Raw genomic sequence first — 13,302 nt, 5'->3', positions numbered from 1 at the left:
GAACTCCCATGCGATTCAAAAGACCGCAGGTGCGCTATGCCAACACACCGCAGCCTGCTACCCCGTACCAATCCGCCGCCCAGGCCTGGGACGAGCGCATCGGCTCGGCCCGCGTACAGGCGAAGAACTGGCGGTTCATGGCCTTCGGCTGCCTCACTTTGGCCGTACTGATGGCCGGTGGCCTGGTCTGGCGTTCCGCGCAGTCCATCGTCACCCCCTACGTCATCGAGGTGGACAACTCGGGTCAGGTGCGCGCTGTCGGCGAAGCGGCCACGCCGTACCGGCCCAGCGATGCGCAGATTGCTTACCACCTCGGCCGCTTCATCGGTCTGGTGCGCTCGCTGTCCATCGACCCCATCGTGGTGCGGCAGAACTGGCTCGATGCCTATGACTACACGACCGACAAAGGCGCCGTGGTGCTCAACGAGTACGCCCGCGTGAACGATCCGTTCGCGCGTATCGGCAAGGAGTCGGTGACGGTGCAGATCAGCAGCGTGACCCGCGCCAGCGACACGTCGTTCAACGTGCGCTGGACGGAGACGCGCTTCGTCAACGGCGCGCTGGATCGCACCGAACGCTGGAACGCCGTGGTGTCCATCGTGCAGCAGACGCCGCGCACCGAGCAGCGCGTGCGCAAAAACCCCCTGGGCATCTACGCCAACGGGCTGTCGTGGAGCCGCGAACTGGAAGCGAACGAAGGAGCAAAACCATGAATGATCTTTTCCGTAAATCCGCCTTGCCGATCATGCTGCTTGCCCTCACGGGCTGCGCTACGCAGGGCAAGCCGCCGCCGTCCATCTCGCTCGATGAGCCGGTGCAGGCCCAGCCGCTGCCGGAGCCGCCTACGCCTGTGGAGGTAGTGGCTGTGCCGCAGGTGCTGCCGATGCCAGCGCAGATGAAACCTGTGCCGGATGCCAAGTCCGTCGCAGAACCCGCCGATGAAACCGTGCGCGTGTCTCGCGCCAACGCCGAGGCGCGTATTGCGCCCACGCGCGAGGGCTACGTCAACGCGATTCAAGTGTGGCCCTTCACAGATGGCGCGCTGTATCAGGTCTATGCGGCCGTGGGCCGCGTGACGGTGATCGCGCTCCAGCCTGGTGAGGAGCTGGTGACGGTGGCTGCTGGCGACACGGTTCGCTGGATCGTCGGGGACACGTCGAGCGGCAGCGGCGATGCGCTGCGCGTCAATGTGATGGTCAAACCGATCCGCTCGGGGTTGAAGACCAACCTAGTCATCACCACCAGCCGGCGCACCTACCTGCTGGAGCTGACTTCGACCGAGAAGACGTGGATGGCGTCGTTGTCCTGGGAGTACCCGAAGGACAAGATGCTGGCCCTGCAGCGCCAGGCGCAAGCGGCCAGCGCCGTCGCGCCGGTCGATAGCGGCCTGTCGCTGGAGAAGATCCGCTTCCGCTACGCGGTCAGCGGCAGCAATCCGCCGTGGAAGCCGCTGCGCGCCTTCGATGACGGCGGGAAGGTCTACATCCAGTTCCCGCCGGGCATCGCGCAGGGCGAGCTGCCGCCGCTGTTCGTCATCGGCGCGCAGGGCGACGGGCAGTTGGTGAACTACCGTTTTCGGTCGCCGTATTACATCGTGGATCGCCTGTTCGGTGCGGCCGAACTGCGCCTGGGCGGAGACAAGGGCGATGTGGTGCGGATCGAGCGCACCGATGGCGTTTCCGGTGGCACGCGGAGGAACTGACCATGAGCCAGGACGACACTCGCGATCTTGGCACGCCACAGGCGGGCAAGGTCGCGCCCGAGGCGGTGGCGCTGCGCGCCCAGCCGCGCCCGGTCACACGCCTGAATCGGCGCACCTTGGCCATGCTCACGGGCGGCCTGTCGGTCGCCGTGCTAGGGGCCACGATCTGGTCATTGCAGCCACATCGGCGCGGCGCAGGCGAGCAGACCGAGCTTTACAACGTGGATCGCGTCTCGAAGTCCGAGGGGCTGGATGGCCTGCCTTCGGATTACTCCAAGCTGCGGAAGGTGCCGGAGCTGGGGCCGCCGCTGCCGGGCGATCTCGGCCCTGCCATCGTGAAGGCGCAGCAGCCGGTGACACCCACGTATGCGCCACCGGGCCACGACCCGGAGGACGCTCGGCGCAAGGAAGCCGAAGCGGCAGCGGCTTCCTCGGTGTTCTTCCATTCTGGTACGCCCGGCAAGACCGCAGCGCCAGCGACTGCGCAAGCGGCTGGCCCGGCATCGACCTTGGCGGGCTTCGACCCGCTGGCCGCTGGGCCGGCCTCGACGGCTGCCCAGCCTGCCGACCCGACCGCCGTGCAGAACCGGCAAGACCAGAAAGAGGCTTTCCTGAAAGGCGGTTCTACGGAAACCCGCAATTCTGGCAATCTGCAAATGCCAGCCTCGCCGTACCAGATGATGGCCGGGACGGTGATCGCCGGGGCGCTGGTGACAGGCATCAAGTCGGACCTGCCGGGCGACGTGATTGGCACGGTGACGGAGCCGGTCTACGACTCGGCCACGGGCAAGTTTCTGTTGATCCCTCAGGGCTCGCGCCTCATGGGCAAGTACAACAGCCAGATGAGCTATGGGCAGAGCCGCGTGCAGGTGGTGTGGAACCGCATTATCTTGCCGGATACGTCTTCGCTGAAGCTCGACAACCTCGCGGGCGCCGACCCGGCCGGCTACTCCGGCCTGGAGGATGGCGTCGATTGGCACTGGGATCGCGTCTTTGCCGGTGCGGCGCTGACGACACTGCTGGGCGTGGGCGCGGAGCTGGCCGCGCCGGAGAACCGGCAGAACGGCAACCGCATCGTGATTGCCGGGCGCGACAGCGCGCAGGACAGCATCAATCAGGTCGGCCAGGAGATGACCCGGCGCAACATGAACATTCAGCCGACCTTGACGGAGCGGCCGGGCCTGCCGGTGCGGATCATCGTCAACCGCGATCTGGTGTTGCGACCGTACCAGCCGATGTTCTTCCAGCGGGGGGCGATGCGATGAGCACGACGAAGAAATTGCGGCTGGGGCCGCTGCCCAAGCTGGAGTCCACGAAGCTAACCTTTGCGTGCTCGGTCAGCCTGAAAGCCGACCTTGACCGCTATGCCGCGCTGTACGCGCAGGCGTATGGGGAGGCGGTCGATGCCACGATGCTGATCCCGTACATGCTGGAAACCTTCATGGCGGGGGATCGAGGATTCAAGCGCACGCAGACCAAGAACGAAAAAGCCGCCTCTGCTTGACAGAGGCGGCTCTTGAATTGGTGCCCGAGGCCGGAATCGAACCGGCACGCCTTGCGGCGGGGGATTTTCTTCCCACTTCGGCTTTCGCCGCCGCCGTCTCCGAAGAAACGGCGTTCGTGGGCTGGAGCACGCCTTCACCATAGCCTTTCGGCCGTAGGTGCCCGCCGTCTGCTCTCTACACCTTCCGAGGAGCCTTTCGGCTCCAGGGCTTGGCTCGGTATTAGCTCGGACTTGCGTCCAGGGCCTTCGCCGAGTTTGACGGGCTTCACCTCTGGGGTTTCCCCCGGAGGGCTCAAATTTGGTCTGAGTCCCCTGCGTCTACCAATTTCACCACTCGGGCATGACGCACGATGCTACTTCAACTATCTACTCCTCACTGGGAGCCAGCTTGCATCGTCCTGGCTCCTAGCTGACTCCTGGCTCGAAATGCAGGCATCTCGATCAAGAGGCGATTTATCACTCAATCCCTTGTCCCATGCGGCTTGGCAGGCAGTGACCTCAAGCAAGAACTACGTAGAAGTCCCTATTTTTGAGTCCCCTGCGTCTACCAATTTCACCACCCGGGCACATCCGGAAGGAAGCCCAAAATTATGGCACAGTGGCTGGCATGAATTATCCGACGATCGAAGACGCCATCGGCAAGACCCCCCTGGTTGCCCTGCAACGCATCCATGCCGCGGAAAACGCCAAGCGCGGCAACGTGATCCTGGGCAAGCTCGAAGGCAACAACCCGGCGGGTTCGGTCAAGGACCGGCCGGCGCTGTCGATGATCAAGCGGGCCGAGGAACGCGGTGAAATCAAGCCGGGCGACACGCTCATCGAGGCCACCTCGGGCAACACCGGCATCGCGCTGGCGATGGCCGCGGCCATCAAGGGCTACCGCATGGTGCTGATCATGCCGGAGGACCTCTCGGTGGAACGCGCCCAGACCATGAAGGCCTTCGGCGCCGAACTCGTGCTCACGCCCAAGAGCGGCGGCATGGAATACGCGCGCGACCTCGCCGAGCAGATGGTCGGCCAGGGTAAGGGCCGCGTGCTCGACCAGTTCGCCAACCCCGACAACCCGCGCATCCACTACGAGACCACCGGCCCCGAGATCTGGACCGACACGCACGGCAAGATCACGCACTTCGTGAGCGCCATGGGCACCACGGGCACCATCACCGGCGTCTCGCGCTACCTGAAGGAAAAGAACCCCGCGGTGCGCATCGTCGGCGCGCAGCCGGCGGAAGGCTCGCGCATTCCCGGCATCCGCAAGTGGCCCACTGAATACCTGCCGAAGATCTACGACCCGAGCCGCGTCGACGAAGAAATCAGCGTGAGCCAGGACGACGCCGAGGAAATGTGCCGGCGCCTGGCGCGCGAAGAGGGCATCTTCGGCGGCATCTCGGCGGCCGGCGCGCTGTGGGCGGCCATCGAGGTGTCGAAGAAGGTCGAGAACGCCACCATCGTCTTCGTGGTCTGCGACCGCGGCGATCGCTACCTGTCGACGGGCGTTTTCCCCGCCTGATCCCTTCACACCGCGGCGGCGCCCACCGGGCGCCGTACGCCCGAGAAAAAGAACAGAGACTTCCCATGCCCCACCCCAAGTTCTGCCAGGCCTGCGCCACCCCGCTCGAATGGATCGCGTTGATGGAAGACGGCGGTCCCAAGGAACGCCTGCGATGCCCCAACTGCGGTCACACGCACTGGAACAACCCCACGCCCGTGCTCGCGGCCATCGTCGAGTACCGGGGACAGGTGCTGCTGGCGCGCAATGCGGCCTGGCCGGGCAAGATGTTTGCGCTCATCACCGGCTTCATGGAGGCCGGCGAGACGCCCGAGGAGGGCATCGCGCGCGAGGTCAAGGAAGAAACCAACCTCGACGTGAGCGCCGCCAAGCTCGTCGGGGCCTACGATTTCCAGCGCATGAACCAGATCATCATCGCGTACCACGTGGTGGCCGACGGCGAGGTGAAGCTTTCGCCCGAGCTGGTGGACTACCGCCTCTACGACCTGCCCGACCTGCGGTGCTGGCCCGCCGGCACCGGCTACGCGCTGGCCGACTGGCTGCGCACGCGCGGCCACGAGCCGGTGTTCTTCACTGCGGCGGAAAACGAAGAGCGTCGCCGCGGCCTGAACCTGCCGCCGGAGCCTGGCAATGCAAGTTGACCGCGAAATCGACACGCGCGGCCTCAACTGCCCGCTGCCGATCCTGAAGGCGAAGAAATCGCTCAACGACATGGCGAGCGGCCAGCTGCTGAAGGTGGTGTCCACCGACCCGGGCTCGGTGCGCGACTTCCAGGCCTTTGCGCGCCAGACCGGCAACGAACTGGTGGCGCAGGAAACCGTGGGCAGCGACTTCATCCATGTGCTGAAGCGACGCTAGCGCCAGCGACCGACAAAAGAAAAAGGGGCCCTGCGGCCCCTTGTCTTTTTCGCTGCTTTGCAGCGCCCTCAGAGCTTCAGGCTCTTGAGGTACTCGCGGAACTGCGCGCCCACTTCGGGGTGCGCCAACGCCAATTCCACCGAGGCCTGCAGGAAGCCTTCCTTGCTGCCGCAGTCGTAGCGGATGCCTTGGTACGAATAGGCGTAGACCGATTCCCTCTTCATCAGCGCCGCGATGCCGTCGGTCAGCTGGATCTCGCCGCCCGCACCCTTGGGCTGGTTGCGGATCTCGTCGAACACGCCCGGCGTGAGGATGTAGCGGCCGGCCACGCCCAGGCGCGAGGGCGCGTCTTCGGGCTTGGGCTTCTCGACCATGCGGTTGACCTTTACAAGGCCGTCTTCGACGGTCTCTCCGGCCACGATGCCGTAGCGTTTGACGTGTTCGAGCGGCACTTCCTGCACGGCGAGCACCGAGCCGCCCAGGCGCGCGAAGGCTTCGGTCATCTGCGCCAGCACCGGCTGGCCATCGACAGGACCGACCATCAGGTCGTCGGCCAGCAGCACGGCGAAAGGCTCGTCGCCCACGAGATGCTCGGCGCACAGCACCGCGTGGCCCAGGCCCAGCATGCGCGGCTGGCGCACGTACGAGCAGGTCATGTCGTCGGGCGACACCGAACGGGCGATTTCGAGCAGCGCATGCTTGCCGCTGGCTTCGAGCTGGCTTTCGAGTTCGTAGGCGGTGTCGTAGTGGTCTTCGATCGCGCGCTTGTTGCGCCCGGTCACAAAAATCATGTCGCGAATGCCCGCGGCATAGGCTTCTTCGACGGCGTACTGGATCAGCGGCTTGTCCACCACGGGCAGCATCTCTTTGGGCTGTGCCTTGGTGGCCGGCAGAAAGCGGGTGCCGAAGCCTGCAACGGGAAATACGGCCTTGCGGATGCGCGTCGAGGAAGAAATGGACATGGGTAGTTCAGTGTCGTGTCAAGGAGGAAGGGCGAGGGTTGGGAGAGGATGCGGCGCGAAGCCGACAACCGCATCCTAAGCCCCGACTTCCGGCCCCGTCTGTCAGCCGAGGCGCACAAGCTGGCCGCGCAGGCGCTCCAGCGTGGCGGTGAAATCGGCCAGGCGCGTGCGCTCCTGCTCGATCACGGCGGGCGGCGCCTTGGCCACGAAGGCCTCGTTGCCGAGCTTGCCGTGCACCTTGGCGATCTCGCCTTCGATGCGTGCAATTTCCTTGCCGATGCGCAGTTTCTCGGCTGCCTTGTCGATCTCCATGTGCAGGCACAGGCGCGTCGTGCCCACCACCGCCACGGGCGCGGCTTCGGCCGCGGCCTGCCACGAGGCTTCGTCGTCGAACACCTTCACTTCCTTGAGCTTGGCCAGCGCCTGCAGCACCGGGGCCGCATCGCGCAGGAAGGCCGCGCCTTCGGCATCGTCGGCCACCGCGTACAGTGGCAGGCGCGTCGCGGGCGACACGTTCATCTCGCCGCGCAGCGTGCGGCAGGCGTCGACCAGCGCCTTCAGGCGCGCCACGTGGGCCTCTGCGGCTTCGTCGATCTTCTCGGGCTGGCTCTGTGGGTAGGCCGCGATCATGATCGACGCGCCTTCGCGGCCCGCGACCTTCGACACCTTTTGCCACAGCTCCTCGGTGATGAATGGAATGATCGGGTGCGCCAGGCGCAGCAGCGCCTCGAGCACGCGGATCAGCGTGCGGCGCGTGGCGCGCTTTTGCGCGTCGTCGCCGGTCTGGATCTGCACCTTGGCAATTTCGAGGTACCAGTCGCAGAACTCGTCCCAGGCGAACTGGTAGATGGCGTTGGCCACGTTGTCCAGGCGGTATTCCTCGAAGCCCTTGGCCACCTCGGCCTCGACGCGCTGCAGCTGCGAGACGATCCAGAAGTCGGCGCGGCTGAACTTCAGGTAGCCGTGGGCCTTGCCGCCGACCTGGCAGTCTTCCTTGGTGTGCTCCAGCAGGCCGCAGTCCTGGCCTTCGCAGTTCATCAGCACGAAGCGCGTGGCGTTCCACAGCTTGTTGCAGAAGTTGCGATAACCCTCGCAGCGCTTCGAGTCGAAGTTGATGCTGCGGCCCAACGAGGCCAGCGAGGCAAAAGTGAAGCGCAGCGCATCGGCGCCGAAGGCCGGAATGCCCTCCGGGAATTCCTTCTGCGTGTTCTTGCGCACCGCCGGTGCCGTCTCGGGCTTGCGCAGGCCCTGCGTGCGCTTGTCGAGCAGCGCGGGCAACTCGATGCCGTCGATCAGGTCGACCGGGTCGAGCACGTTGCCTTCCGACTTGCTCATCTTCTTGCCCTGGGCGTCGCGCACCAGGCCGTGGATGTACACGTCCTTGAACGGCACAGTGCCCATGAAGTGCTTGGTCATCATGATCATCCGGGCGACCCAGAAGAAGATGATGTCGTAGCCCGTCACCAGCACGGTCGAGGGCAGGTACAGCGCCAGGTCCTGCGTCTTCTCGGGCCAGCCCAGCGATGAGAAGGGCACCAGCGCCGACGAGTACCAGGTGTCGAGCACGTCTTCGTCGCGCGTGAGCGTCTTGCCCGGCGCCTTGGCCTGCGCCTCGGCTTCGGTCTCGGCCACGTACACCGTGCCGTCTTCGTCGTACCAGGCCGGAATCTGGTGGCCCCACCAGAGCTGGCGCGAAATCGTCCAGTCCTGGATGTTCTCCATCCAGTGGTTGTAGGTGTTGACCCAGTTCTCGGGCACGAAGCGCACTTCGCCCGACTTCACCACGTCGATGGCCTTCTGCGCGATCGACTGGCCATCGGCGCCGGGGCGCGTCATGGCCACGTACCACTGGTCGGTGAGCATGGGCTCGACCACGGCGCCCGAGCGCGCGCAGCGCGGCACCATGAGGCGGTGCTTCTTCACTTCGACCAGCAGGCCCAGCGCCTCGAGGTCGGCCACGATGGCCTTGCGCGCCACGAAGCGGTCCATGCCGCGGTACTTCTCGGGGGCGTTGTCGTTGATGGTCGCGTCGAGCGTCAGGATGCCGATCACCTCGAGCTTGTGGCGTTGGCCGACGGCGTAGTCGTTGTAGTCGTGCGCGGGCGTGACCTTGACCACGCCGGTGCCGAATTCCTTGTCGACGTAGTCGTCGGCAATGATCGGGATCAGCCGGTCCACCAGCGGCAGCTTCACGCGCTGGCCGATCAGGTGCTTGTAGCGCTCGTCTTCGGGGTGGACCATCACGGCCGTGTCGCCGAGCATGGTCTCGGGGCGGGTGGTGGCCACCGTGAGCGTGCCGCTGCCGTCTTCGAGCGGGTAGGCGATGTGCCAGAGCGAGCCGTCTTCTTCTTCGCTCTCGACTTCCAGGTCGCTCACCGAGGTCTTGAGCACCGGGTCCCAGTTGCCCAGGCGCTTGCCGCGGTAGATCAGGCCTTCTTCATACAGCTTCACGAAGGTGTGCGTGACCACCTTCGAGAGGTCGTCGTCCATCGTGAAGTACTCGCGGCTCCAGTCGACCGTGTCGCCCATGCGGCGCATCTGCTCGGTGATGGTGCTGCCCGACTTTTCCTTCCACTCCCACACGCGCGCCACGAAGTTCTTGCGGCCCAGGTCGTGGCGGCTGACCTTCTGCTCCTGCAGCTGGCGCTCCACCACGATCTGGGTGGCGATGCCCGCGTGGTCGGTGCCCGGCACCCACAGCGTGTTGGCGCCCTTCATGCGGTGGTAGCGCGTGAGGCTGTCCATGATCGTCTGGTTGAACGCATGGCCCATGTGCAGCGTGCCCGTGACGTTGGGCGGCGGCAGCTGGATCGCGAACGACTCGGCGCCTTCCTTGGGCTGCTGCGTGCCGCGAAAGCCCGCCTTGGCGTAGCCGCGCTGCTCCCATTCCGGGCCCCAGTGCGCCTCGATGGCGGCGGGTTCGAACGATTTGGACAGGCTCTCGAGGCCGGGCTGGGAGGTAGGTTCGCTCATGGGGAATGCAAAACGGCACCCTCGGGTGCCGTTGGTGACAGGGTGGGATGACCCGGGATTTTACCGGGGCGGCCCGGGGAAACCCCAGCCCCACATAATCGACCGATGCTGTTCCTGCTTTCCCCCGCGAAGTCGCTCGACTACGACACCCCCGTCCCCTCCGAAACCCCCGCCACCCAGCCCCATTTCGAAGCCCCGCGCGGCCCCTCGGTCGAACTCATCAAGCTGCTGCGCGAGAAGTCGCCCCAGGACATCGCCGAGCTGATGCACCTGTCGGACAAGCTCTCGGCCCTCAACGTGGCCCGCTACGCCGCCTGGTCGTCCAAGAGCACCGAGAAGAACGCCCGCCAGGCCGCCTTCGCCTTCGACGGCGACGTCTACGGCGGCTTCGACGCCCGCAGCCTCACGCCCGCCCAGCTCGCCTGGGCGCAGGACCACGTGGGCATCCTGAGCGGCCTGTACGGCCTGCTGCGCCCGCTGGACCGCCTGCAGCCCTACCGGCTCGAAATGGGCACCGCGCTGGCCAACCGCCACGGCAAGGACCTGTACGCCTTCTGGGGCTCGCGCATCGCCGAGCACCTGAACGAGCGCCTGGCGGCCGACCGCACGCCGGTCGTCGTCAACGTCGCCTCGCAGGAGTACTTCAAGTCGGTCGACCAGAAAGTGCTCAAGGCGCGCGTGGTCGAATGCGTGTTCCAGGAGTGGAAGGGCGACAGGTACAAGATCGTGAGCTTCTTCGCCAAGCGCGCCCGCGGCCTGCTGGCGCGCTGGGCCGTGCTGCACCGGGCGGCCACGCCCAAGGCGCTGGAAAAATTCGATCTCGAGGGTTATGGTTTCGACGCCAATGTGTCGACAGCCGAAAGGCTGGTGTTCAGAAGAAAGCTAGCATGACCCCCAGGCTGCGCGCACTTCGTGTCGCTTCGCCAACCCCCTTCCAGGGGGCAACACCAGCGGCCCGGCAAAGCCGGTTCCGCGGTGTTTCTGGCGAAGAGCTGCGTGGAGTCATGTGTTGCGGGTCTCATTGCAGAGTGGAGGAGCACTGACATGTCCCAAGCGATCAGTCCGGAATTGCGCGAGTGGCTGGTGGCCCAGCTCGCGGCCGGCCATTCGGTGCCCGCGCTGCGCATGTCGATGCGGGCCGCCGGCTGGCAGGATGCCGCCACCGACCTGGCGCTGGCCCAGCTGGAGGCCGGTTTTCCCGATGTCGAGACGGCGCTGGCGCCGGCCCGCACCGAGATGCCCGGTCCCGACCTGGACGGCGCACCGCTGTACATCGAGGCCGGCGACCGCCGCGTGCAGGTGCTGCAGACCGTGCGGCATCCGCGTGTCGTCGTGTTCGGCAACCTGCTGTCGGCCGAGGAATGCGAAGGCCTGATCGCCGCCGCGCGCGTGCGGCTGGCCCGCTCGCTCACCGTCGAGACCCGCACCGGCGGCGAGGTGCTCAACGTCGACCGCACCAGCGACGGCATGTTCTTCGAGCGCGGCGAGAACGAGATCGTCGCGCGCCTCGAGCAGCGCCTGGCCATGCTGCTGCGCTGGCCGCTCGAATACGGCGAGGGCCTGCAGATCCTGCGCTACGCGCCCGGCGCGCAGTACCGCCCGCACTACGACTATTTCGACCCGCACGAGCCCGGCACGCCCACCATCCTCAAGCGCGGTGGCCAGCGCGTGGCCACGCTCGTGATGTACCTGCAGGAGCCTGAGCAGGGCGGCGCCACCACCTTCCCCGACATCGGGCTCGAAGTGGCCCCGGTGCGCGGCACCGGCGTGTTCTTCAGCTACGACCGGCCCGACCCCGCCACCCGCACGTTGCACGGCGGCGCACCGGTGCTCGCCGGCGAGAAATGGGTCGCCACCAAGTGGCTGCGCGAGCGCGAATTCAAGTAGCAGCAGAAGAAGCAGCAACACCAAGGAATCGATGAAAGTCACCGCCAACGGCCTGCAGATCGAAGTCGACGACACCGGCGGCGAAGGGCGCCCCGTCATCCTGCTGATCATGGGGCTGGGCATGCAGCTGGTCGCCTGGCCCGACGGCTTCGTGCAGCAGCTGGTCGACGCCGGCTTTCGCGTGGTGCGCCATGACAACCGCGACATCGGCCTGAGCCAGGGCTTCGACCACCTCGGCACCGGCAACCTCGTGTGGGAAACCGTCCGCCACCGGATCGGCCTGAAGGTGCGCAGTGCCTACACGCTGCAGGACATGGCGCTCGATTCGCTCGGCGTGCTCGACGCGCTGGGCATCCAGAAGGCCCACATCGTCGGCGCCTCGATGGGCGGCATGATCGCGCAGCGCATCGCCGCCACCGCGCCCGGGCGCACCGCCAGCCTCGTGAGCATCATGAGCTCCAGCGGCGCGCGCGGCCTGCCGGGCCCGCGCCGCGAGGTCGGAGCCATGCTCATGCGGCGCCCGCGCAGCCACGACGAGGCCACGCTGGTCGCCCACAGCATCAAGCTGCTGCGGCTCATCCAGAGTCCGGCCTACCCGCAGACCGACGAGCAACTGGCCACGCGCCTCACCTTCAGCATGCGCCGCGCCTACCACCCGGCCGGCCTGATGCGCCAGATGCTCGCCATCGGCGCCGACGACGACCGGCCGCAGGTGCTGGCGCGCATCCAGCGCCCGACGCTGGTGCTGCACGGTGACGCCGACGCGCTCGTGCCCATCGCTTGCGGACAGGACAGCGCCCGCCGCATCCCCGGCGCGACCTTCGTGGCCATTCCCGGCATGGGCCACGACCTGCCGCCCGAGGTCTGCACGATCCTCGCCAACCACATCGCTCCGTTCGCACACGCGGCGGATGCCGGAACCGCCCCATGAGCCACGACCCCGCCAACCCGACCCCCAACCCCAACACCCCCGAGCAATCGCAGCTCGGCCGCGCCTCGGCCTACGCCGACAAATACGACCCGAGCCTGCTGTTCCCCATCGCGCGCGCCACGCAGCGCGAAGCCATGGGCATCCAGGCCGGCGCCTTGCCCTTCTTCGGCGCCGACCTCTGGACCGCCTTCGAGCTGAGCTGGCTGAACCCGCGCGGCAAGCCGCAGGTGGCCATTGCGCACTTCACCATTCCGTGTGAAACGCCGAACATCATCGAGAGCAAGTCGTTCAAGCTGTACCTCAACAGCTTCAACAACAGCACCTTCGCCAGCATCGATGCCGTGCGCGAACACCTGCGCACCGACCTGGCCGAAGCCGCATGGCGCGGCAGCGACCAGTCGGCCGGCATCGGCGTGAAGCTGCTCACGCCCGACCTGTTCGACCGAGAGCCCGTGCACGAAATCGACGGCCTCGATCTCGACCGCCTCGACATCGAATGCACGCATTACCAGCCCGCGCCCGAGCTGCTGAGCAGCGACACGACGCAGGTGCACGTGAACGAAACCCTCACCAGCCGGCTGCTCAAGAGCAACTGCCTCGTCACCGGCCAGCCCGACTGGGGCAGCGTGCAGATCCGCTACAGCGGCCCGCCCATCGACCAGGCCGGCCTGCTGGCGTACATCGTGAGCTTTCGCAACCACAACGAGTTCCACGAACCCTGCGCCGAGCGCATGTTCACGGACATCTGGCGCCAGTGCCAGCCGACCAAACTCGCGGTGTATGCGCGCTATACGCGGCGCGGCGGGCTCGACATCAACCCGTTGCGCACCAGCTGGCCGCAGGCGCTGCCGGCGAACATCCGCACGGCGCGGCAGTAGCCAGCCGGCCTTCGCGCCGTCGCTGAAGCCCCTCTTCGGAAACCGCAAACCCGCGCCCGCCTTGCCTGTGGCATTCTGAAATTCCCCCGCACCCTGC

13 protein-coding genes are annotated in these 13,302 nt (G+C 66.5%); 11 read left to right on the top strand and 2 right to left on the bottom strand.

Features of this window, described 5'->3' with window-relative positions; translation table 11 throughout:
• Positions 1 to 8: 8 nt before the first annotated feature.
• The 7 genes from trbF (at position 9) to ASD34_RS02010 (ending at position 5,574) form a co-directional block, all read left to right on the top strand.
• The gene (trbF, locus tag ASD34_RS02040; RefSeq protein WP_016452510.1) at positions 9 to 713 is read left to right on the top strand and encodes a conjugal transfer protein TrbF; all 705 of its coding nucleotides are present in this window, start codon (positions 9 to 11) and stop codon (positions 711 to 713) included.
• A complete protein-coding gene (trbG, locus tag ASD34_RS02035; RefSeq protein WP_016452509.1) occupies positions 710 to 1,702 on the top strand; it encodes a P-type conjugative transfer protein TrbG in 993 nt (330 codons plus the stop codon). The genes trbF and trbG overlap by 4 nt, the downstream gene beginning before the upstream one ends.
• A gap of 2 nt (positions 1,703 to 1,704) precedes the next feature.
• Positions 1,705 to 2,967 (top strand): TrbI/VirB10 family protein, encoded by a 1,263-nt coding sequence (locus ASD34_RS02030; protein WP_016452508.1) that lies wholly within the window; start codon positions 1,705 to 1,707, stop codon positions 2,965 to 2,967.
• Positions 2,964 to 3,206 (top strand): DUF2274 domain-containing protein, encoded by a 243-nt coding sequence (locus ASD34_RS02025; protein ID WP_016452507.1) that lies wholly within the window; start codon positions 2,964 to 2,966, stop codon positions 3,204 to 3,206. Before ASD34_RS02030 ends, ASD34_RS02025 begins: the two co-directional genes overlap by 4 nt.
• A gap of 607 nt (positions 3,207 to 3,813) precedes the next feature.
• Positions 3,814 to 4,716 (top strand): cysteine synthase CysM, encoded by a 903-nt coding sequence (cysM, locus tag ASD34_RS02020; protein WP_056572276.1) that lies wholly within the window; start codon positions 3,814 to 3,816, stop codon positions 4,714 to 4,716.
• Between the two features lie 65 nt (positions 4,717 to 4,781).
• Positions 4,782 to 5,357, top strand: coding sequence for an NUDIX domain-containing protein (locus ASD34_RS02015; RefSeq protein ID WP_056572274.1), 576 nt, complete (start codon positions 4,782 to 4,784; stop codon positions 5,355 to 5,357).
• Positions 5,347 to 5,574 (top strand): sulfurtransferase TusA family protein, encoded by a 228-nt coding sequence (locus tag ASD34_RS02010; RefSeq protein WP_056572272.1) that lies wholly within the window; start codon positions 5,347 to 5,349, stop codon positions 5,572 to 5,574. The genes ASD34_RS02015 and ASD34_RS02010 overlap by 11 nt, the downstream gene beginning before the upstream one ends.
• Positions 5,575 to 5,642: 68 nt before the next feature.
• On the opposite strand, the gene galU is transcribed toward ASD34_RS02010, so the two are convergent.
• On the bottom strand, positions 5,643 to 6,536 hold the full coding sequence (galU, locus tag ASD34_RS02005; protein ID WP_056572270.1) for a UTP--glucose-1-phosphate uridylyltransferase GalU: 894 nt from the start codon (positions 6,534 to 6,536) through the stop codon (positions 5,643 to 5,645).
• 102 nt (positions 6,537 to 6,638) lie between these two features.
• The gene (locus tag ASD34_RS02000; RefSeq protein ID WP_056572269.1) at positions 6,639 to 9,509 is read right to left on the bottom strand and encodes a valine--tRNA ligase; all 2,871 of its coding nucleotides are present in this window, start codon (positions 9,507 to 9,509) and stop codon (positions 6,639 to 6,641) included.
• A 105-nt stretch (positions 9,510 to 9,614) separates the two neighbouring features.
• Between ASD34_RS02000 and yaaA the strand changes: the two genes are divergently transcribed.
• The 4 genes from yaaA (at position 9,615) to queF (ending at position 13,205) form a co-directional block, all read left to right on the top strand.
• Positions 9,615 to 10,400, top strand: a complete 786-nt coding sequence (yaaA, locus tag ASD34_RS01995) for a peroxide stress protein YaaA (RefSeq protein WP_056572266.1) — start codon at positions 9,615 to 9,617, stop codon at positions 10,398 to 10,400.
• Between the two features lie 153 nt (positions 10,401 to 10,553).
• Positions 10,554 to 11,396 (top strand): 2OG-Fe(II) oxygenase, encoded by an 843-nt coding sequence (locus tag ASD34_RS01990; RefSeq protein ID WP_056572264.1) that lies wholly within the window; start codon positions 10,554 to 10,556, stop codon positions 11,394 to 11,396.
• Between the two features lie 31 nt (positions 11,397 to 11,427).
• Positions 11,428 to 12,327, top strand: a complete 900-nt coding sequence (locus ASD34_RS01985; RefSeq protein WP_056572262.1) for an alpha/beta fold hydrolase — start codon at positions 11,428 to 11,430, stop codon at positions 12,325 to 12,327.
• The gene (queF, locus tag ASD34_RS01980) at positions 12,324 to 13,205 is read left to right on the top strand and encodes an NADPH-dependent 7-cyano-7-deazaguanine reductase QueF (RefSeq protein ID WP_056572260.1); all 882 of its coding nucleotides are present in this window, start codon (positions 12,324 to 12,326) and stop codon (positions 13,203 to 13,205) included. The genes ASD34_RS01985 and queF overlap by 4 nt, the downstream gene beginning before the upstream one ends.
• Positions 13,206 to 13,302 lie beyond the last annotated feature (97 nt).

The sequence above is a fragment of the Variovorax sp. Root473 genome (genome assembly GCF_001426505.1).
In the GTDB taxonomy this organism is placed as follows: domain Bacteria; phylum Pseudomonadota; class Gammaproteobacteria; order Burkholderiales; family Burkholderiaceae_C; genus Variovorax.
The sequence above is the reverse complement of the archived record's forward strand: the minus strand, read 5'-3'. Positions and strand labels throughout refer to the sequence as shown.

Excerpts from the sequence above, each read along its gene's own strand:
- trbF (WP_016452510.1), top strand. The coding sequence starts at position 9 with ATGCGATTCAAAAGACCGCAGGTGCGCTATGCCAACACACCGCAGCCT.
- trbG (WP_016452509.1), top strand. The coding sequence starts at position 710 with ATGAATGATCTTTTCCGTAAATCCGCCTTGCCGATCATGCTGCTTGCC.
- ASD34_RS02030 (WP_016452508.1), top strand. The coding sequence starts at position 1,705 with ATGAGCCAGGACGACACTCGCGATCTTGGCACGCCACAGGCGGGCAAG.
- ASD34_RS02025 (WP_016452507.1), top strand. The coding sequence starts at position 2,964 with ATGAGCACGACGAAGAAATTGCGGCTGGGGCCGCTGCCCAAGCTGGAG.
- cysM (WP_056572276.1), top strand. The coding sequence starts at position 3,814 with ATGAATTATCCGACGATCGAAGACGCCATCGGCAAGACCCCCCTGGTT.
- ASD34_RS02015 (WP_056572274.1), top strand. The coding sequence starts at position 4,782 with ATGCCCCACCCCAAGTTCTGCCAGGCCTGCGCCACCCCGCTCGAATGG.
- ASD34_RS02010 (WP_056572272.1), top strand. The coding sequence starts at position 5,347 with ATGCAAGTTGACCGCGAAATCGACACGCGCGGCCTCAACTGCCCGCTG.
- galU (WP_056572270.1), bottom strand. The coding sequence starts at position 6,536 with ATGTCCATTTCTTCCTCGACGCGCATCCGCAAGGCCGTATTTCCCGTT.
- ASD34_RS02000 (WP_056572269.1), bottom strand. The coding sequence starts at position 9,509 with ATGAGCGAACCTACCTCCCAGCCCGGCCTCGAGAGCCTGTCCAAATCG.
- yaaA (WP_056572266.1), top strand. The coding sequence starts at position 9,615 with ATGCTGTTCCTGCTTTCCCCCGCGAAGTCGCTCGACTACGACACCCCC.
- ASD34_RS01990 (WP_056572264.1), top strand. The coding sequence starts at position 10,554 with ATGTCCCAAGCGATCAGTCCGGAATTGCGCGAGTGGCTGGTGGCCCAG.
- ASD34_RS01985 (WP_056572262.1), top strand. The coding sequence starts at position 11,428 with ATGAAAGTCACCGCCAACGGCCTGCAGATCGAAGTCGACGACACCGGC.
- queF (WP_056572260.1), top strand. The coding sequence starts at position 12,324 with ATGAGCCACGACCCCGCCAACCCGACCCCCAACCCCAACACCCCCGAG.